Source organism: Chelativorans xinjiangensis, assembly GCF_009812055.1.
GTDB lineage: Bacteria > Pseudomonadota > Alphaproteobacteria > Rhizobiales > Rhizobiaceae > Chelativorans > Chelativorans xinjiangense.
In genome coordinates this window covers 33,684-52,821 of sequence record NZ_WQNH01000014.1, presented here as the reverse complement: position 1 = coordinate 52,821, position 19,138 = coordinate 33,684, and the positions used below count along the sequence as shown (strand labels likewise).

Annotated in this window: 15 protein-coding genes; 7 read left to right on the top strand and 8 right to left on the bottom strand. The window is 63.7% G+C overall.

Annotated elements, in window-relative coordinates; all coding sequences use genetic code 11:
- Positions 1 to 21: 21 nt before the first annotated feature.
- On the bottom strand, positions 22 to 1,575 hold the full coding sequence (locus GM910_RS11895) for a trimethylamine methyltransferase family protein (protein WP_159587766.1): 1,554 nt from the start codon (positions 1,573 to 1,575) through the stop codon (positions 22 to 24).
- Positions 1,576 to 1,826: 251 nt separating this feature from the next.
- On the opposite strand from GM910_RS11895, the gene GM910_RS11890 reads away from it, so the two are divergent.
- Entirely contained in the window at positions 1,827 to 2,300 is a 474-nt protein-coding gene (locus tag GM910_RS11890) for an SRPBCC family protein (protein WP_159587765.1), read from the top strand.
- 117 nt (positions 2,301 to 2,417) lie between these two features.
- Here the strand turns inward: GM910_RS11890 and GM910_RS11885 are convergent, their stop codons facing one another.
- The 3 genes from GM910_RS11885 to GM910_RS11875 all read right to left on the bottom strand — a co-directional run bounded on the left by GM910_RS11885 (position 2,418) and on the right by GM910_RS11875 (position 8,043).
- A complete protein-coding gene (locus GM910_RS11885) occupies positions 2,418 to 3,731 on the bottom strand; it encodes a CapA family protein (RefSeq protein WP_159587764.1) in 1,314 nt (437 codons plus the stop codon).
- 256 nt (positions 3,732 to 3,987) lie between these two features.
- Positions 3,988 to 6,396, bottom strand: a complete 2,409-nt coding sequence (locus GM910_RS11880; RefSeq protein ID WP_159587763.1) for a GcvT family protein — start codon at positions 6,394 to 6,396, stop codon at positions 3,988 to 3,990.
- A gap of 75 nt (positions 6,397 to 6,471) precedes the next feature.
- Complete coding sequence (locus GM910_RS11875) at positions 6,472 to 8,043, bottom strand: FAD-binding protein (protein ID WP_246226036.1); 1,572 nt, start codon at positions 8,041 to 8,043, stop codon at positions 6,472 to 6,474.
- A gap of 160 nt (positions 8,044 to 8,203) precedes the next feature.
- Here GM910_RS11875 and GM910_RS11870 point away from each other — a divergent pair, with 160 nt between their 5' ends.
- A complete protein-coding gene (locus tag GM910_RS11870; RefSeq protein WP_159587761.1) occupies positions 8,204 to 9,469 on the top strand; it encodes an amidohydrolase family protein in 1,266 nt (421 codons plus the stop codon).
- A gap of 127 nt (positions 9,470 to 9,596) precedes the next feature.
- A complete protein-coding gene (locus tag GM910_RS11865; RefSeq protein WP_159587760.1) occupies positions 9,597 to 10,979 on the top strand; it encodes an MmgE/PrpD family protein in 1,383 nt (460 codons plus the stop codon).
- On the opposite strand, the gene GM910_RS11860 is transcribed toward GM910_RS11865, so the two are convergent.
- Both GM910_RS11860 and GM910_RS11855 read right to left on the bottom strand, forming a co-directional pair.
- The gene (locus GM910_RS11860; RefSeq protein WP_425482676.1) at positions 10,971 to 11,681 is read right to left on the bottom strand and encodes a GntR family transcriptional regulator; all 711 of its coding nucleotides are present in this window, start codon (positions 11,679 to 11,681) and stop codon (positions 10,971 to 10,973) included. The two genes, GM910_RS11865 and GM910_RS11860, sit on opposite strands and share 9 nt — an antisense overlap.
- Position 11,682: 1 nt before the next feature.
- On the bottom strand, positions 11,683 to 12,459 hold the full coding sequence (locus GM910_RS11855; RefSeq protein ID WP_159587758.1) for a maleate cis-trans isomerase family protein: 777 nt from the start codon (positions 12,457 to 12,459) through the stop codon (positions 11,683 to 11,685).
- Between the two features lie 105 nt (positions 12,460 to 12,564).
- Between GM910_RS11855 and GM910_RS11850 the strand changes: the two genes are divergently transcribed.
- The 3 genes from GM910_RS11850 to GM910_RS11840 are packed head-to-tail and all read left to right on the top strand — an operon-like array spanning position 12,565 to position 15,323.
- Positions 12,565 to 13,740 (top strand): M24 family metallopeptidase, encoded by a 1,176-nt coding sequence (locus GM910_RS11850; protein ID WP_159587757.1) that lies wholly within the window; start codon positions 12,565 to 12,567, stop codon positions 13,738 to 13,740.
- Between the two features lie 12 nt (positions 13,741 to 13,752).
- Positions 13,753 to 13,962, top strand: a complete 210-nt coding sequence (locus GM910_RS11845; protein ID WP_159587756.1) for a hypothetical protein — start codon at positions 13,753 to 13,755, stop codon at positions 13,960 to 13,962.
- Positions 13,959 to 15,323, top strand: coding sequence for an amidase (locus GM910_RS11840; protein WP_159587755.1), 1,365 nt, complete (start codon positions 13,959 to 13,961; stop codon positions 15,321 to 15,323). The genes GM910_RS11845 and GM910_RS11840 overlap by 4 nt, the downstream gene beginning before the upstream one ends.
- On the opposite strand, the gene GM910_RS11835 is transcribed toward GM910_RS11840, so the two are convergent.
- Both GM910_RS11835 and GM910_RS11830 read right to left on the bottom strand, forming a co-directional pair.
- On the bottom strand, positions 15,314 to 16,339 hold the full coding sequence (locus GM910_RS11835; RefSeq protein WP_246226032.1) for a GlxA family transcriptional regulator: 1,026 nt from the start codon (positions 16,337 to 16,339) through the stop codon (positions 15,314 to 15,316). The genes GM910_RS11840 and GM910_RS11835 overlap by 10 nt on opposite strands.
- A gap of 2 nt (positions 16,340 to 16,341) precedes the next feature.
- Positions 16,342 to 17,685 carry an NAD(P)/FAD-dependent oxidoreductase gene (locus GM910_RS11830; protein ID WP_159587754.1) on the bottom strand — a complete coding sequence of 448 codons (1,344 nt, stop codon included), beginning with the start codon at positions 17,683 to 17,685 and terminating at the stop codon, positions 16,342 to 16,344.
- Positions 17,686 to 17,904: 219 nt separating this feature from the next.
- Between GM910_RS11830 and GM910_RS11825 the strand changes: the two genes are divergently transcribed.
- Entirely contained in the window at positions 17,905 to 19,137 is a 1,233-nt protein-coding gene (locus tag GM910_RS11825; protein ID WP_159587753.1) for an aromatic ring-hydroxylating oxygenase subunit alpha, read from the top strand.
- The last annotated feature ends 1 nt before the right edge of the window (position 19,138 follow it).

The window sequence follows — 19,138 nt, the reverse complement described above, 5'->3', positions numbered from 1 at the left end:
CTGCGCAACTCGCGTGGGAACTCAGGAAATCGGCGGGGCCCCTCCCTCCGCAATGCGTGGTGCGATGAACGCGTCGAGCACTTCTCCGGCGGCCGCAGCAGACGCGGGAGGCTCGAAATCGACGAGGACCTTCTTCCAGACGAGGTTTGCCCGCTGCGTCGCATTCAAGCTTCCTGACTCGGTCCAGTTGCCGAAGTTAGACCAGTCCGCAACAATTGGCTCGTAGAACGCCGTCCGAAAGCGGCCCATGGTGTGCGGCGTCGAGAAGAAGTGCCCGCCCGGCTGGACATCGGCGACGGCATCATAGCCGATAGCCTCCTCATCTCCCGGTGGTGCCGAGAAGAGCTCGGCCATCCCTTGGAGGACTTCAACATCGGTAACTAGCTTTTCATAGGAAACACTGAGGCCGCCTTCGAGCCATCCGGCGGCATGCACGAGCACGGTTGCGCCAGCCAGCACCGCTCCCCAAAGCGCGAACTGCGTTTCGTTCGCGGCTTGCGCATCGGCGTCGTTCGATGCGCTGCCGCCGCCCGCCCTCCAGGGAAGGCCGATATATCTGGCGAGCTGCCCCGCGCCGAGCGTTGCCTTCACGTGCTCGGGCGTACCGAAGGCCGGTGCCCCCGACTTCATGTCGACATTCGATGAGAAGCTTCCGTATATGACCGGCGCTCCCTTCCGGCTTGCCTGAGCCAGAACAATACCTGCGAGCGCTTCGGCATGCTGCAGCGCGAGCGCACCAGCAACGGTGATTGGCGCCATGGCGCCTGCCAGGCAAAATGGTGTGATGATCGAGGCCTGCCCGGCCCTGGCAAAGTCGATGATGCCTTGCGCCATCGGCACGTCGAGCTGGCGCGGCGAGTTGGTGTTCACGATCGTGTAGCAGTGGACGCCGTCGCGGAACTCTTCCCGTGAAAGTCCACGCGCCAGACGAACCATCTCGAAGCAATCTTCCACCTGCGGCGTCCCGCGTGAGAAGATGAACGGCAGCTTGTCGGAGAGCGTGAGTTGTGCGCGCATCGTTCCGTAGTGGCGAACGGGCAGTTCGAGATCCTGCGGCTCCACATATGGTCCATGTAGATGCAGGACGTCGAAATGCTGCGCAAGGCGCACGAGGTCCTCGAAATCGGCAAGCATCCCCGTGCGGCGGCCGCGGTCGAGATCCGTCACGTTCGGCGCGCCGCAACCGGCCACGAAAGCCAGCGTCCCGTGCTCAAATACGGAGTCGCGTTGGCGGCTGCCCGCTTTCGCGGAAATGGACTTCGGTGAGCAGGAAAGCGCATCGGCCACAGCCTCCGGTCCTATGCGGACGAGAAGGCTCTCCTCATCGACGCAGCACCCGATGGAGCGAAAAATCTCACGCGCCTCGGGAAGAAGGATCCTGATGCCGAGGTCCTTCAGAATTCTCACGGCTGAATGGTGAATGGCCTCGATCTGATCTGCTGAGAAGATGGGCTGCGGCTTAAATGGATTGCGCAGGGCTTTATAGCCAGTTGTGCGGACTGCCGGTATGCTGTCAGAACTCCGACGTCGGCGTCTTCGCTCCTGCTGTTGTCCGCCCTCGGAGTCGCTCGCCATCGGGCACTCACCCCTTGCCGCAGTTCAACGGTCTTCAAAAATGAAGATACATGTACTAGACATCAATGTCTAGTACATCGAGAGCCGATCACGGGCTGCACCGGCGTGGCAGCAGCCCTTCGATCAAGACGAGCAATCGGCAAGGCTCGAAGCCAGACTGCTCAGAATGCCGATTATCGAGCCGTCGATCAGATTGTCGAAGAGGTGTGTGCTTCGCACTGCAGCCACTCGCAAAATCTATGCACCATCCCATGAACTCTTCGGCCATCCGCGACCACGCAGTAAAAGCATCCCTCCGGCTTGTGGGCGTGCTGCAAGACCCCCACCAATTGGCCGGATGCTTCCAGCCCGCCGGTCAACCCCGACCAGCCCTGGTTGAAATCAAACGGTGGGAGAAAGCCGGCGTTCCCTCGAAGCTTGTCGAAGAGATGACCGGGTGCGCGACACCTTTCCGCACAGAGCGTTTCGCCATCGCGGGTGCGCGGGAGTCGTTGACGATCGATACACGCGCCGCCTGCGAAAAGCCGCTCGGGAGCGTCCCCCAGAAGCGCTTCGGAGACTTCCACTTCTTGTCACTCAACTCGTGGAAACACTTCCGTGGCGACCATGCGGTCACCACGTTCATCCTTCCGCTAGCTCCTCGGCAAACGCTGGTCCGGACGCGTTGGCTTGTCCACAAGGACGCGATGGAAGGCATCGACTACGACCTGGATCGATTGGGATAAAGGCACGGGAAATCGAATGGGACTGGATCCTGCCCTGCTGTAGCAAGCCGAAGTCAGACGTGGTGTTGGATTGCTGAATCCGCCCGTGCCGAGGTTGAATCCGCTGGCGTAGGTTCCTTACAATGCAACAACGCCTACCCCGTCTTCAAACCTTACCCTGGTACCAAACTGCTGCGACAGTTGTTCCAGCTCTCGAACGACGTCCTCCGCCTTCCCGTTGCGCGCGACCATCGGTCGCCCCTGCTGTGCCCGGTGCGCATGCTGGCCGAGTTCAACGGGATAGAGGAACAGCCTTGCCAATTTGCCTGCTTCGAAATCGCAGCGCGCGATAATCGTGTGCCACCAGCGCGGGTCACGCCGCAGGCCGTAATCCCACATGCGGGCGTCGGACGTATCCGCCGGAAGCCCCCGGAGCTCATCGAGCCCGTGCTGTTCGTAGACATCCGCAGGAAGATATTCGATGGTCTGGCTCTGATAGATGAAGTTTCCCAGGCTGTAGAAGATCGGACATCCGGAATAGATCTCGACGCCCTGGAGAATGTGAGGGCCGTGGCCAAGAATTGCGTGCGCCCCCGCGTCGATGCACGCTCTCGCGAAGGTCCGCACGAATTGGCTTGGATTTTCTATCGCATCATCGGTCTCGTGATGATGAAGACTGACAAACACGAAATCAGCCTGGCGTTTTGCCGCTTCAATGCCCTTGATCATCGCCTGAAGGTCTGAAGCATCCGGCTCGCTGCATGCGCCGGGATTTTCGCCGGAAATGAACTCGTGGCCGAGGAAATCGTACCGACCGAGCTTAGCCTCGGAGTCGCCGCGTTCTGTCGTTGCCGGTTCAGATTCTTCCAATCCGATGCTGCTTCCGATGCGCCGCAACGCGTCGATTTGCTCTACCGGTACGACAAATCTCTTCTTGTGCCGCAGCCCGCTGATTCCGGGCCGCCCCTGCATGTCCGGTCGCTGCTGGCCCGCCCGCGACCCCGGCGGACAGGTGGAGCAAATCGAGAGCAGGGCGATACGGCCCCTGGGAGTGTCCAGATAGGCGGGGCTGCGAGCTTTGGCGAGGTTTTCCCCGACACCCGAATAAGCCAGACCTTGAGCGTCGAGGTGACGGGACGTGGCCGCCAACCCGCCGTGCGAAAAATCCATGGCATGATTGTTGGCGCGAGATAAGAGATTGAAACCTGCCCACTTCATTTCCTCGGCGATGAAAGAGGGCATTGCCATATAGGTTCCGCCGCTGTGCTCGGAAGGAAAGCCTTCGAAGTCGTTGATGAGCACTTCCAGATTGGCGAAGGAAACGTCTGCTTGCCGGATGCGGTCGATCACAGCCTTGAATCGTTCCTCACCATGTATCGACAGCCGCCGACCAACTATCGCGTCGCCCACTGCGACCAAGCTCAGGTTCCCGCTTTCCGCCTCATACAACATGTCCATCTCCAAATGATCGTATTCCGTATCCAGATGATAGCTACTTTCAATACGGGTTCAATCGATGAGTTGCCCAGTGAAGCCTGCTCATCGCATAGGGCATGTGCGGCGAGGTCGCCATTGATCGTGGCCGGTGGCCGAATGCTCTTTGGCAGGTTTGGGGACGGATGGGCGCTTTCGCGACTGGAGACGGCACGCCTCCGCTCAACGCCAGACAACGTCCGAGAGGCCGATGCGCGGCGGCATGCATGGCGCATCACGCGCGCATCTTCAGGCCTTCCGGATCGTAGGGGGACGGCGGGATTATCCGGGCGCTCCGCTCGACACCCACGATATGGGCCGTCAGCTCGAGGCCGGTCTCGGAGGCTTCCCAATCTACAAGCGCCATTGCCAGGCTCTTGCCGATCGTATGGCCATAGCCGCCCGATGTGACGAACCCGATCCGCTCGCCGTTGCGCCAAACGGGCTCGTATCCGCTGGCGTCCGCATCCTTTGCGTCGACTTCGAGCGTGACCAGCAGCCTGGAAGGGCCGGCACACCTCTCGTCCAAGGCGGCCTGCCTGCCAATGAAATCGCCCTTGTCGAATGCGATCCAGCGGTGCATTCCGGTCATGCCGGGGGTGTATTCCTGGGTAAATTCACGCGACCATATGCCGAAGCTCTTCTCCAGCCGAAGCGCGTTCAGTGCGTTGAATCCGTATTCCCGCGCCTCGAGGTCCTTGCCCGCCTCCAGCAATGTCCTTCTAAGCGTCGCGTGCTCATTGGCTTGGCAATGGATCTCATAGCCGAGTTCGCCCGTCACGGAGAGCCGTCCGACCTTGGCCCGGATCAGCCCGACATCCACCTCCGTGCACCCCATAAAGCCCAGCGTCTCGTGGGAGATGTCCTGGTGCGTGAGACGCTGCAAGAGTTTGCGGGAATTCGGCCCAGAGAGCGAGAGTCCGACAACCGCGTCCGAAATGTCGCGTATGGCGACACCTTTGGCCAAATGCTTTTCAAACCAGCGCATATGCCACTCGCGCAAATAGTAAGATCCCATGATCCACCATTTGCCGCCGCCCCAGTTGAAGACCGTGAGATCGCCATGCAGCTTGCCGTTCGGCTTCAACATGGGCGCCAACTTTGCCCGCCCCGGCCTCGGGAGACGGCAGGCAAGCAGCCGGTCGAGCCATGCCTCGGCTTGCTGGCCGGTGATCTCGTACCTGGAGAAGGCCGTGATATCGAGGATGCCGACGCCCTCGCGCACGCTGCGACACTCCTCGCCGACGATGTCGAAGGCGTTCGAGCGGTTGAGCGTCGGCGTTTCGGAAAAATCCTTCGGCGCGAAATAAAGGGGAACTTCCATCCCCCATACGCTGCCCCAGCGGGCACCTGCCGCGTCCATGGCGTCATGCGCGCCTGCCATGCGCCGAGGCCGTCCGGCAGGAAGCTGCTCGTTCGGATAGCTCATGACGAAGCGCCGGGAATAGAACTGCCCCGTCGTCTGCCGGACATATTCGCGGTTCGATGCGAAGGCGCCGTAGCGCGCGATGTCCATGCCGTAGACGTCGACCTCCGGCTCGCCGTGGACCATCCATTCGGCGAGCGATTTGCCGACGCCGCCCCCTTGCAGAAAGCCGGCCATGACGCCGCACGCGACCCAGTAGTTCGGAACGCCGCGCACAGGCCCGACGAGCGGATTGCCGTCGGGTGAGAAGGTGAAGGCGCCGTTCACCCACCGCTTGATGCCAGCCCTCTCCAAGCAGGGATATCTGCTGAACCCGAGCGCCAGCTCGTCGGCGATCCGATCGGTGTCCTCCTGAATGAGCTCAATGCCGTAGTCCCACGGCGCGCCATCCATGTTCCAGTGCTTGTGCTGGATCTCATAGATGCCGAGGAGCAGCCCCTTCTGCTCCTGCCGCATATAAGTGAAGCCCTCGAGGTCGACGACGAGAGGTAGCTCGCGTTCAAGCGCCCCAATCTCGGGAAGGGCTTCGGTGACGAGATAGTGGTGCTCCAGCGGCGAGACGGGCAGGTCGATGCCCGCCATGCGGCCGACCTGTTTGGCCCAGAGGCCTCCGGCGTTGACGACATGCTCGGCCACGACGGTGCCTTTCTCCGCGACGACATCCCAATTGCCGTCGCTGCGCCGGTTCAGTTCCAGGACCCGGTTGTGCTCGATAATGTCGGCGCCGCGCAGCTTGGCAGCCCTGGCATAGGCGTGGACCGTTCCCGACGGGTCGATGTGGCCTTCCCGTGACGCGTATAGCCCTCCCAGGACTCCATCGGTGTCGAGGATCGGACAGAGCTTCCCTATCTCGTCGGCGCCCACCAGATATACGTCCTCGATGCCCATTGTCTGGAAGACGCGGTAGGAGGCCTTGAGCCACGTCCAGCGCTCCGGTGCCGATGCGATCGATATGCCTCCGGTCATGTGCATGCCGATATTCTGACCGGATTCCCGCTCGACTTCCGAAAGAAGATCGATCGTATAGGCTTGCAGCGCGGCGATGTTGGGATCGGCGTTCAGGGCATGGAATCCACCCGCTGCGTGCCAGCTCGAACCGGCCGTCAGAACGTTGCGCTCGATCAACGCGACATCCGTCCACCCCAACTTCGCCAGGTGATAGAGCACCGATGCTCCGACGACGCCGCCGCCGATCACGATTGCGCGGTAGTGTTTCATGTGCCCTCCGGAACTAAGGCTCACCGCTCGACCGCCATACAGCCGCTCGAAAGGCAGCTATCGCCTATGGCTCACTCACCAAGTCGCACGAGACCGCTCGCGCGCTCGCAAACGGCTGAAAGCGGAGCCGACTTGCTCAACTTTGTCTTCCCAGCGGAACCGTGCGGCGTTCCGGCCCGCTATCTCGCCGCTCACGAAGCATTCGGTGACATTTCCGCTGCCCAGATAGAGATGGCCGAACGCGCTGCTGCACTCTCCCGCCACATAAAGGCCCGGAATCGGATCACCAAAGGCGTCGAGGACGCGCTGCTCCTCGTCACGCAACGGGCCGCCTTGCGTGTTCGAGACGATCTGGTGAACCTCGGCGACGTAGAACGGCGGCTCCCGCAGGGGATGCATTGAATTCGGGGGACGGCCGAATTCCGGATCAAGCCCGTTGGCGCAGGCGGAGTTCCACCGGTCAATGCTGTTAGCGACCACCTGCGGGTCGGCATCAATCAGGCTCGCGAGTTCCTCCACGGTTGCCGCCTTCCGGAAGAGGCCGCTGGCAATCTCGCGGCTGTTGTCGCGGCTCCATTCGTAGCTCACCTCAGGGTCGTTCCGGATTGGGCGACCTAGCGGGTAGAGCAGGCGTCCTGCCTCGTTCGTCACCAAGTAGGATGGCTTGCGCGGATAGGATTGCGTTGCCGGGTCGAAGTGAGCGAGAGGGCGGTGCCCCGTGTCCTGGCCGTATGGCTCGTACTCGTTCATGAAGCGCCGGCCGTAGCAGTCCAGCAGAATCCAAACCATTTTGGGAATGTGGGGATTGTCGATCGACCACCAATTGGGAAGAGACTTCACGCGGATCCCGTATGGGTAGCTAGGATCAGGAAGTCGGTAGCCGTAGGATCCGTGGTAGTGCCACATATGCCATAGGCCCGCCCCGAGTGCTTGCGCCATGCGCAGACCGTCACCGGTATTGTGCCTATAGCCGCATGGAAGGGCTGGTCCGCCGGGCCAGTATTGCGCTTGAAGCTCGGCATCGGCTTCAAAACCACCGCAGGCAAGGATAATGCCCCCCCTGGGTGCGACGGTTGTGCCGCCGGCGAGTTCAAGCTGCAAGGCACCGCTGTCGGTCCGGCGCAGACGCCTGGCGGCGCAGTTCGTCACGACCTCGATCTTATCCGTATTGGCGGAGACATTGTCCTCCATGACCTTGAACAGCAGCGCCCCGTTCTCGGCGGAGCCCCTTACATGCGGATAAGACACGGCGGGGTCGAAATTCGGTATGCTCTCGATGAACATCGAGCCAAGAGACCCCGTGCCGGGCAAGGGATAATTGCCGGGATACACGCGCTGCGCGACCACGGCGCCGTTGACCCGCGCGAATCCGGTGAGTGTCTCGCGCATCCTGACCATGCCCTCGGCGAGCCGACGCAATATCGGGTCCGGGGTTTTTCCCGCGCAAGTGGCCTTCAAATAGGCAAATGCGTTGTCCTCATCCGTCGCGGCGCGAACGCCGCCACCTGAACAGATCGAGATACCCCCCGGCGTTGCTGCCTTTTCCAGGAGCAGCACGCGGGCACCGCTGCTGGCGGCGGAAAGCGCCGCGGCCGCACCGGCATACCCGTAGCCGACGACCACAACATCAATATCGCTACTTCTCATTGGCATCCCCAAGCCTGGATTGTGGGGGTTCGCGGGCCTTTGAGGGAGTCCGTTCACCCGTCCGGAACATCACTGCGCCAACGGACTCGACAGATATGTCCGTGTGCACTACGCTGAATACTGAATACAGAATTGCTTGACTAGACACATATGTCAAGTAGTGTCGAATGGTGCCCGGCAGGCGTGCAGTTCTGCGTTCTTTCGGCTCACCCACGGCAAAACAGGAGGGATTTTCATGTGGCTCAAATCCGGCCGAATCTTCGACGCCAATACCGGCGAATACCGGAATGCCGATATCTTGGTGGAGGACGGTCGCATCGCCGATGTCGCGCGCGCGCCCAACCAGGGGGCAGAGGTTGTCGATCTGGATGGCCGCTATCTCTTCCCAGGGTTCATCGATTGTCATGTGCATATCTGCGTCAAGTCGGACAATGCCAATCCGCACAATCCCTGGCGCGATGTATTGCCTGGCACCATTGCCATCTGGGGAGTGCGGGCCGCAAAACGGATGCTGCACGCAGGCGTGACGACGGCCCGCGAGGTGGGCGGCTGGGACTATCACGAGATCGCAGTGCGCGATGCGATCGATGCAGGCTGGATCGAGGGTCCTCGCCTGTTCTGCTCAGGCAGGATCCTTACGATCACCTCCTCCACCACCCCTTACTTTGCGGGCATGTATGAGGAGGCGGATGGGCCGGAGGCGGTTCGAGCGGCGGCGCGCAAGCAGTTTGCCAAAGGGGCCAATCTCATCAAGATACTCGCTTCCGGCTCGCTTCAGTCGTCAAGATACGAAAGGGCGGATGCCATCCAATACCGCCCCGACGAAATCCGCGCCGCCGTCGAAATCGCTGAGGACAACTTCACCCATGTTGCCGCACACGCACATGCGAACAAGGCCATTCGCAACGCCGTCGAATGCGGTTGCCACAGTATTGAGCATGGGACCTATGGTTCGGCCGATATATTCGATCTGATGGTCGAGCGCGGAACCTATCTGGTGCCCACGTTGTGCACTACGCCTGGCCTGCTCGGGGACGAAACCTTTGCAAGGGACGTTCCACCGCACATTCGCGAACGCAAGGAGAAGGCGCATAAGATCAAGGTCGCCAATCTGAAGCTCGCTCGCGAGCGTGGCGTCAAGGTGGCGATGGGCTCGGACGTGGGGGCTCCGGGATGCCACTGCGGCGACAATCTGTTCGAGTTGGAGGTCATGGTGGAGGAGGCAGGCTACCAGCCCGTGGAAGCCATACGTTCGGCCACCTTGATCGCAGCTGAGCTCATGGGCCTGGAAAAGGAACTGGGCAGCCTCGAAATCGGCAAGCGCGCCGACGTCGTGGCTTTCACCGACGATCCCCTGAACGCTATCGGAGCACTGCGTCGGCCGATCTTTGTCATGAAAGACGGCGCTATTGTCCGGAATGAATAGGGCATGCGGATGTGGAGACGAAACGACCGTTCGCCCGGTCGCCTCTCGCATCGCCTTAGTTGGATCGTGGACCACCCCGAGTGGGGCGACGACATCCAGTGAACCGGTATTGGTGGGATCAAGGAAAATGACTTTTTCAATGGAGTTGGCGACGAGAGCCAACGCGATCCGAAAGCACGAGGTGCCGCCCGAGGCCATCAGGATCGCCAAGCGCGCCGTCCTCGATACGCTCGGCGTGGCTCTCGTGGGTTCCCGAGCGAGATTTGTCCCCAGTATCCTCGCCACCTTCCCACCGGCCACGGGAAAAGATGCGTGCACGACGATCGGCCACCCAGGCAAGAGGGGGATGCTGGATGCGGCGCTCGTCAACGGCGTTTCTGCTCATGCGGTCGATTTCGACGACGATTCGACCACCATGGGCGGGCACCCCTCCGCACCCGTCGTGCCGGGAATTCTGGCGCTCGCCGAGGTCGAGGGGTCGGGCGGCAGGACGTTGCTGGAAGCCTATGTCGTGGGCTTCGAAACGCAGACGCACCTCGCGCGCGCGCTCATGCCCGTCCACTACGACAAGGGATGGCACCCTACGAGCACCATCGGCACCTTCGGTGCGGCCGCCGCCTGCGGGTTCCTGCTGCGGCTCGACGACGCGCGTTTGGCGGCCGCATTCTCCATCGCCGCCTCCTTCGCGGCCGGTCTGAAAGCGAATTTCGGTACGCCCGTGAAGCCGCTGCAGGTGGGCCAGGCCGCGCGCAACGGGCTTGTTGCGGCGCTTCTGGCAAAGAACGGCATTGACGCGAACGGGAGCGCGTTCGAGCACCCGCAGGGCTTCTTCAACCTCTTCAACGGTGCAACGGGCTTCGATCCCGAAAAAGCTCTGGGCGCGTGGCACGAGAATTGGGAAATTCTCGCAAGCGGCATCTCCATCAAGCAGCATCCGTGCTGCGGCAGCGCGCATTCGGCGATCGACGCCGCGATCAAGCTGCGCCGCGAGTTCGGCTCCTTTCCGCCCGACTCCATCGCCGGCATCGAGGTCACGCTGCACGAGCGCCGCCTGGCGCATGTGGACCGGCCGTTTCCCAAGTCGGGGCTGGATGCCAAGTTCAGCGTGCAGTTCCTCACCGCCAAGGCGCTGCTTGCGGGCGCCATTACCCTGGACGATTTCGACGACGGAGGCTTCATGACACACGATACGCACCGTCTCATGGACGTCGCCGGGGTCCGTGCGCATCGGCTGGACGACGAATATTTCGCCGAGGTGGTCGTTCGGATGAGGGACGGCACCGTACGACGCGCGTCGGCTTCGACCCCGTTCGGGCGCGGTCGCGACAACCCCATGAGGGACGAGGAACTGCGGTCGAAATTTCTCGATTGCGCGGCCCGCGCCATCGCGCCGGGGCAGGCAAGCGAACTTTACGAGCGCCTGATGCGGCTGGAGCAGGCGCCGGACATCACAGCCATCGCCGCGCGTCTTGCGCGCGCGCCCGCGGTGCTTCCGGCCGCCTCAGCCTGAGACATATCTTGCCACGCGCGACAGGCCGAAGGCGATGTGGTTGCGCTGGATGAATCCGACTGCGCGCAGGTCGCCCGCGCGCAGCGCTCGGCGATGCTCCAACAGCTCTTCGAGCAGGAAATCGACCTCCTCTTCCCACATCTTGTCGACGAAGCTGTACCAGACCCGCGACGCCTGGAAATAGAGCCTGTCGTGGACCTCCTTTAAGGAGGCGTTCGCAATCAGGCTGTTGGTGGCGAACTGCAGTTCGTGGTTGACCGCCCAGAACTCCTCGAAGTTCTGCGAGCCCTTGAGCGCCTCGACGCGGGGTATGAGGCCCTCGATCCGCTCCAACGCTTCAGGCACGCCGTCAAGCGAGCTGAAGTCGCCGATCATCTCGCTCAGCCGCAGCCTGAAGGCATAGATCTCCTTGAACTCGGGGAAGTCGACGCCGGTCACGCTCGTGCCGACGCCGTTCCTCGTCTCCGCTAGTCCCTCATAGACCAGCCGCTGCAGCGCCTGCCGGATTGGCGTGCGGCTGACCTGGAACTCGTTGGCGAGCGTCGTCTCCACGAGCAGTGTGCCCGGTGGATAGCGCAGCAGGCAGATCCGTTCGCGCAAGGCGCGATGGATGTCGGGAGCCTGGCCACGCGGCGCCGGGAACCGCTGCGCGGCACCCTTGCTCTTCCGCGAAGGACGGGCCTGTGTAGCGTGATCCTGCAAATCAGTGGTCCCGGAGCAACTGGCCATGGCGGGGCATCCGGTCGTGCACCCCTGCCAATCTCAGACAGTTCCATAGCATAGCCTGGTTGCTGGTGATAACCGGCTTGTTCAACTGGGCCTCGAGTCCATCGATGATCTCGACGGCGCGCAACGCACCGCAACTGACGAACAGGGCATCGGCCTCAGCGCGGTCCACGTAGCGGGCGAACTCAGCGATGAAATCCGGTGCAAGGCGTGCCATGTCCGCATCGTTCTCGATGCCGAGCCCCTCCATGTTGACGATCTCGAAGCCGTTCCTCTCGAGATAGACACGTTCGATCTCGTTGACGGGGTCGAGATAGGGGGTCGCGACTGCAACCTTCCTGGCCCCCACGGCACGGAGCGCCTGCATGACCGAGCTGATCAGGCACGTGGCGCGGGCCTTGGGCGCGCCACGGCGGAGTTCGGCGAACACACGCTCCTCGCCGATGACGACGCTGCCCGAGGTGCATGCATAGCACACGACGTCTGGTTGCCGGTCGGGGAGCAGGAGCGCGGCCGCCTCGCCGATGCCTTCCGCCATCTCCAGAAGCGTGGCGACGTCGATGCGGTTGGCCATCGCCGCGCGGGAGAAGTGGACGCCGACGCCGGGCGGCACCAGGGCGAACATGTCGCTTTCCACCGTCTGCTCCATCGCCAGCACGACGAAACCCAGCCTGGCGCGATGGTGGCGCCCCCCATCGAAGCGGACTTCGGGGCTGGAGCGGGCGCGCGGCTTCGTGACTTCCCCACTGTTCATCGGGGCCTCCATCGGCAATCTGTGCACAGCTTACATGACTTTGCAGGAAAGCCAGCTATTTTTTCCGCGTTGACGGGAAATTTATGACGTGATCTACAGTGCGACATGCAAGCTGCATACAGCTCGGGAACGCATTCAAGCCTCCGGAAAAGGACGGCCGACCTGCGCGCCGCGCTCGCCGAGGGCGGCCTGTCGGCGGCGGTACTGGCCGATCCTGACTCCATCGCCTATTTCGCCGGGTACTGGAACTACCTCGGCGTCGAGTTCGGGCGACCGACGCTGCTTGCCGTCTTTTGCGACCGCGATCCCGTGATCGTCACGCCACGCATGGAAGCCGAGATGTGCACCGCCATGACGTGGATCCAGGATATCCGCCCCTGGAGCGACGGGGCTGGCGAGGAATGGCGCGGCGCTCTGCGATCGGTTCTCGGCAGCGGACTTGCAGGCCGGATCGGCATCGAGAAGCGGTCGATCCCGGCGCTCGTCGCGAACGAGCTTCTGCCGATGCTGGCCGACACCGAAATCATGGATGTCGGCCCGCTCGTTGCCCGGATGCGGATGGTCAAATCGGCCGACGAGATCGCTGTCATGCGCCGGGCGGGCGAGGTGGCGATCGCAATGGTGGAGGGCGCGAAGGAGGCGATCGGCGAGGGCGCGCCGGAATACGAGGTCGCCCTTTCGGTGATCGCGGCGGGCACGCGCAAGGCGGCGTCGTTCCTCGAAGACGGCAACGACCGCTTCGTCTCCCCGACCATCCACAACCTGCAGATCCTGCAATCGGGTTCGGACACCTGTATGGTGCACCGCCGCTCTTCCGTGCGACGCATGCAGCGCGGCGATCCCGTCTATCTGTGCTTTTGCGGCATCGCCAATTTCCGCAACTACAAGCTCGGCTTCGACCGCGAGTTCTTCGTCGGAACGGTGACCGACGAGGAGGCGCGGGTCTACGAAACGGCGGTTGCCGCGCAGCAGGCCGCGCTCGCGGCGATCCGGCCCGGCATCGCTTGCGAGGAGGTCAACGCCGCCGCCGAGGAGGTCTACCGGCAGGAAGGCTTCGAGGCGGGCTACCGCACGGGCCGCTCGATCGGCTGCTCCTTCCTCGAGCCGCCGGAGCTCAAGCGCGGCGAGAAGAGTGTGCTCCAGCCGGGCATGACCTTCGCCGTCGACGGCGGCATCACCGTGTCGGGCAAGTTCGGCGGCCGGGTCGGCGATTCCATCGTCGTGACCGAGGACGGGTTCGAGTACCTGACGCCCTATCCGCGCGATCTGACGATCATCTGAAGGGAGGATTTGATGTCCAAAGTGACGTTCGAGACGCTGAGAGCACTGAACAGGGAGATGTTCGGCGGGCGCTGGAGCGAGGACGATCTGCGCCAGCTCGTCGATCCGCGCTTCGGCGTGGTGTCGGACTTCGAAAGCATGCTGCACGGTCTCGAGCGAATCCTCGACAAAGATTTGGGCGACCTGCCGCCCGACAGCCCCGTTGCGGGGTGCGGCGAGTGAGCGGCGGCCGGTCGGTCGAAAGCTTCGCCGCCGATCTTTTGGCGGGCCGCCGGTCGGCCGTCGAGCTCACGAAGGCGAGTCTTGCTGCTGCCAAGCGCACGCAGGCCTCGCTCAGGAGCTTCATCACGATTGCTGCCGAAGAAGCGCTGGCGCAGGCTACAGAGTCCGACCTAAGGCGAAAGGTCGGGGGGCAGCTCGGTCCTCTGGACGGCATGCCTTATGCCGCCAAGGACATCTTCCAGACGCGAGGAATCCGCACCACTGCGGGCAGCCGGGTGCTCGAGGACTGGATTCCCGACCGGTCGGCCGTCGCCATAGAACGCCTTGCCGATGCAGGCGCCGTGCTGATCGGCAAGACCAACCTGCATGAATTCGCCTATGGCGCGACGGGGGAGAACGCCTGGTCGGGCACCGTCGCCAATCCGCACGACGAGACACGGCTGGCGGGCGGGTCGAGCGGCGGGTCGGCGGCGGCCGTCGCCGTCGGCGTTGTGCCCTTCGCGCTCGGCACCGACACGGGCGGCTCGGCGCGCGTGCCCGCGGCGCTCTGTGGAATCGCAGGCTACAAGCCGAGCATGGGGCGCATCAGTCTCGAAGGGGCCATTCCCTATTGCTGGAGTCTCGACCACGCCGGCATTCTTGGTTCGACCGCCGGAGACCTGATCGCCGTGGCCGAATGCCTCGGCGCGGTCGGCGTAGGCGTCGTCGTGGCTGCTCTGCCCGCGCGGCCGCTGCGGGTGGGCTTGGTGCGCGGATGGGCGGAAAGGTCGGCGCCGGCGGTGCGACAGGGCTTCAAAACGGCGCGGGACGCCCTCGCCGGAATGGGTGCGGTGCTGTGCGACGTGGACCTCCCGGACCTCGAGGAGGCGCGGACCGTCTCGCTGACCATCCAGCTTGCCGAAACGCTGACCTATCACGGGCCGAACCTGCGCCGGCCGGGTGCCGCCTTCGGCGACGACATTCGCGCCGGATTGGTGCTCGGCCAGTTCCTCTCCGCCGAGAGCTACATCCAGTGCAAGCGGCTCGTTGCGCGGTATCTGGAGGCGTTCCGGGCTCTTTTCGACGACGACGTCGACATCCTCCTGACGCCCGCATGTCCCGTCGTCGCTCCCCCGATCGGCGCCGTTCACGTCGAGGTCGGCGGTGAAAAGATGCCGGTCGGCAACGCGCTGACCCTGTTCACCTCGTTCTTCAATCTCGTTGGCGCGCCGGCCGTCGTGCTGCGCGCCGGCGCCGACCCGGCCGGCCTTCCGGTCGGGGTCCAACTCGTCGGCGATGTCGGAGCCGACGCCCTCGTGCTCGCCGCCGCACACGCGCTTGAGGGGCAAGGCCTGGGCATGTTGGCCGCGCGTCACCCCTGAAGCGTGCTGCGGACGCGCGCCTCCGAGGGCTTTACGCCGAAGACGCGCCGATAGCAGGTCGCGAAGTAGGAAGTGGATGCGAAGCCCGTCTGCACGGCGATGTCGATGATCGGACGGTCGGAATAGATGAGCAGCTCGCGCGCCCGCTCCAGGCGCATCTGCATGTAATAGCGGTGCGGCGTGAGGCCCGTATGCCTCATGAATAGGCGCTCGAGCTGCCGTGAGCTCGTTCCGGACCTCTGGGCGATGGCGGGAAGCGGGACCGGGTCCTCGATGTTGCTGCGCATGATGCCGACGGCGGTGCGCAGGCGCTCGGGCATTCGCTCGACGAATTCCATGCGCCCGCCGCGCTGCTCCGCCCCGTCGCCGCGGATGCGCTCGTGGTGGAACTGGTTGGCGACCGCGCAGGCCAGCTCCTCGCCGTGGCGCGCCGCGATCAGGTGAAGCATCAGGTCCATCGCCGCCGTGCCGCCGGAGCAGGTCATCCGGTCGCGGTCGATCTCGTAGAGATTGTTGGTGCATTCGATGTCCGGGAAATCCTCCTGGAAGGCGGTCCGGTTCTCCCAGTGGATCGTGCAGCGATAGCCGTCGAGCAGGCCCGCGCGGGCGAGCAGATAGGTGCCCGTCGACAGGGAGCCCAGAGGAATTCCCTTGTGCGCCGCGTAACGCAGGACCTTCAGATAGGCGCGTTCGTAGGATGCATCGACGGGCGGGCCGCCGCAGACGAGCAGATGATCGGCACCCTCCAGCGCTTCCCCGTAGCTGACGGTCTTCACCGCGATGCCGTTCGATGCCTCCACTTCGCCGCCCTCGGGGCTCACCAGCCGCCAGCTATAGGCCTGCCTGGCAGAAAGTCGGTTGAGCGAGCGCAGCGGCTCGATCGCCGCCGACAGGCTCATCATGGAAAAGCTCGGCACCGGCAGGAGCGCGAAGGCCTGCGTCCTGTCTTCCGCCTGGACCCGCAGCGATGGATGGAAGACGTTCATCATCGAACTCTCGCCCCGCGCCGCTTCCACCGTCAGCTCCAGGGAAAGGGGCTGTGCGAGACGGGATGCAGCCTGCCTTCCTCATAGCGCGACATCCGGAACGGCTCCAGGAGCGCGCTCTTCTCGCCGAGAAGCTCGCCGGCGACCAATGCCCCCACGCCCAGCATCTTGTAGCCGTGGTTGGAGTCGGCGATCACGGTGCAATTCTCCCGGAAGACGTCGAAGACGGGGAAGGAATCGGGCGTGAAGCAGCCGATCCCGCCGGAGCTCTCCCGCCGATAGCGCATGTGCTTGCCCTCGAAGCGCTTGTGGCAGAAGGCGAGCGCGGACGTCCACATGTCGGCGAAATCCGCCGAGGCGACGAATTGCGGGCTCTTGGGGCCGTAGGGGTCGACGGCGACCTCCTCGGCGGGAAGGCCCACCTCGTAGGGCATGGCACCGCCCTGAATGCCGCCGAAATTGAAATCCGGCTTGTAATAGACGCCCCACAATCCCTCGGCGATGAGCCGGCCTGTTGCCTGCGAATAGAGCGGCGCGTCGGTATCGAGGTGGATCACGGGCGGCATCCCGCCGTCATTGGTGACGAGGCAGCCGGGCTCGACCTCCAGCACGCCCTCCTCGAGCTGCCAGTAGCGCCACATCGGCACATCATCGTGCATGCGACCGTCGCGGCCCTTGACGCGGATCGCGCGCGGCAGGCCGAGCATCGCCCAGAAATCGCGCACCCACGGGCCGGCTCCGATCACCACATGGTCGCAGTCGAACCGCCCCGCATGCGTGTTCACCGCCGCGACAGCCCCGCTTTGTCGCCCGAACTCGAAGCCCGTGACGGTCACGCCCTCTCGGATCGTCACGCCGGCCTCCCTCGCCTTGGCGGCAAGTCCGCCGAGCGAGGCGAGATTGTTGGCATAGCCGCCGCGCTTTTCGTGCAGGACCGAGGTGATGCCCTTCGCCTGCCAGTCCTCGAACAGGCCTCTCATGTAGCGGTGACAGTCCCGCTCTCCCTCGATGAAGACGGAGTCGTAGCCGATCGCCTGCTGCTGCGCGAAGATGGCGGCGACGTCCTCGCGCATGACCTCCGGGCTTATCTGCATATAGCCGACCGGATGATAGGCGTAGGCTTCGGGATCGCTCTCCCAGACCCCGACCGAATGCGCCATCAGTTCGCGCATGGCCGGCTGGTAGTAGTTGTTGCGCACGACGCCGCAAGCGATGCCGGAGGCGCCGGAGCCGACCGTGCCTTTGTCGAGAACCGTGATTTCCGCCGAAGACCGGCGCCCCTTGGCCTCCAGCATGCGGGCAAGGTTGTAGGCGGTCGAAAGGCCGTGAATTCCCGCGCCGATGATCACATAGCGCGTCTTCACCTGAGGGGGCATGGGTCGCTCCAGATTGTCGAAACGACGGATATCCTCCCAAGCTTCGGATCGCTACAGGACCGAATTTGCGACCATTTGCTCTAGAAATGCGACCAGAGGCTGCGAATGCACGTCTGGCGTATTCCGTATCCGAGCTGTCGGAAAGGTGAAAGTCCCGACTTCACAGGCGACTATCCTCCGCTCGTGACGATAGAACCCGATACGGAACCGCGACATCTCATGAAGAACCGACTTCGCGCCCTGCTGGACGAAGCCCGCGATGGCTTTTCCCTGCCGCAGGCATTCTATACCGACCACGACCTCTTCGAGGCCGACATACAGGCGATCTTCGGGGGCGAATGGCTGTTCGCCTGCAATGCCGCCGAGATTTCGCGGCCGGGGGACTATCTGACCTTGGAGGTCGGGCGCGAGTCCATCGTGGTGCTGCGCGGCCCGGACGGCGAGATCCGCGCCTTCCACAACACCTGCCGGCATCGCGGCGCGCGCATCTGCACCGACGCGTCCGGCTCGGCGAGCCGCCTCGTCTGCCCCTATCACCAGTGGGTCTACGGGCTCGACGGCAGGCTTCTTCATGCGCGCCAAATGCCCGCCGGCTTCGACACTTCGCGCTACGGCCTGGCGCCAGTGGCGGTGCAGTTCGTCTGCGGGCTCGTCTATGTTTCGATGGCGCCGGACCCGCCGGCCTTGGAAGGCTTCCGCGCGGCGGTCACGCCCTATATCGCGCCGCACCAGCCGGACCGCACGAAGGTCGCCTTCACCTCGACCATCGTCGAGAAGGCGAACTGGAAGCTCGTCATCGAGAACAACCGCGAGTGCTACCACTGCGCCGGCAGCCATCCCGAACTCCTGGTTTCGCTGGTCGAGTTCGCCTTACCGGAGGATGCCGAAGAGGAGGAGGGGTTAGCCGCGCTGATGCAGGATGCGGCGCGGCGGTGGGAGGCACTCCGACTGCCGCACCGGCCTGCCGAGGGCGGCGACGAATTCCGCTGCATCCGGCTTCCCTTCAACCGCGGCGCCGTCTCCTTCACGACGGACGGCAAGCCTGCATGCAAAAAGCTCCTCGGCGACTTCACGGACCCGGACCTCGGCTCGGTGCGCATGTTCCGCGCGCCGAACAACTGGCATCATTTCCTCTCCGACCACATCCTGCATTTCCGCGTCACACCGCTTTGCGCCGACCGCACCGCCGTTCGTACGACCTGGCTCGTCCACGAGGATGCGGTCGAAGGCGTCGACTACGATCTGGAGCGGCTGACGAAGGTGTGGCTAGCCACAAACAACCAGGACCGCGCGCTTGCCGAGAACAACCACCGTGGCGTGCGGTCGAGCGCCTATCGCCCGGGCCCCTATGCGCCATCGGAATTCATGATCCGCAATTTCGTGAACTGGTACAGGGCGCGCATGGGCGCCTTCGCCGGCCGACCCACTGCGGCGCTGGCGCGAGCGGGGTAGG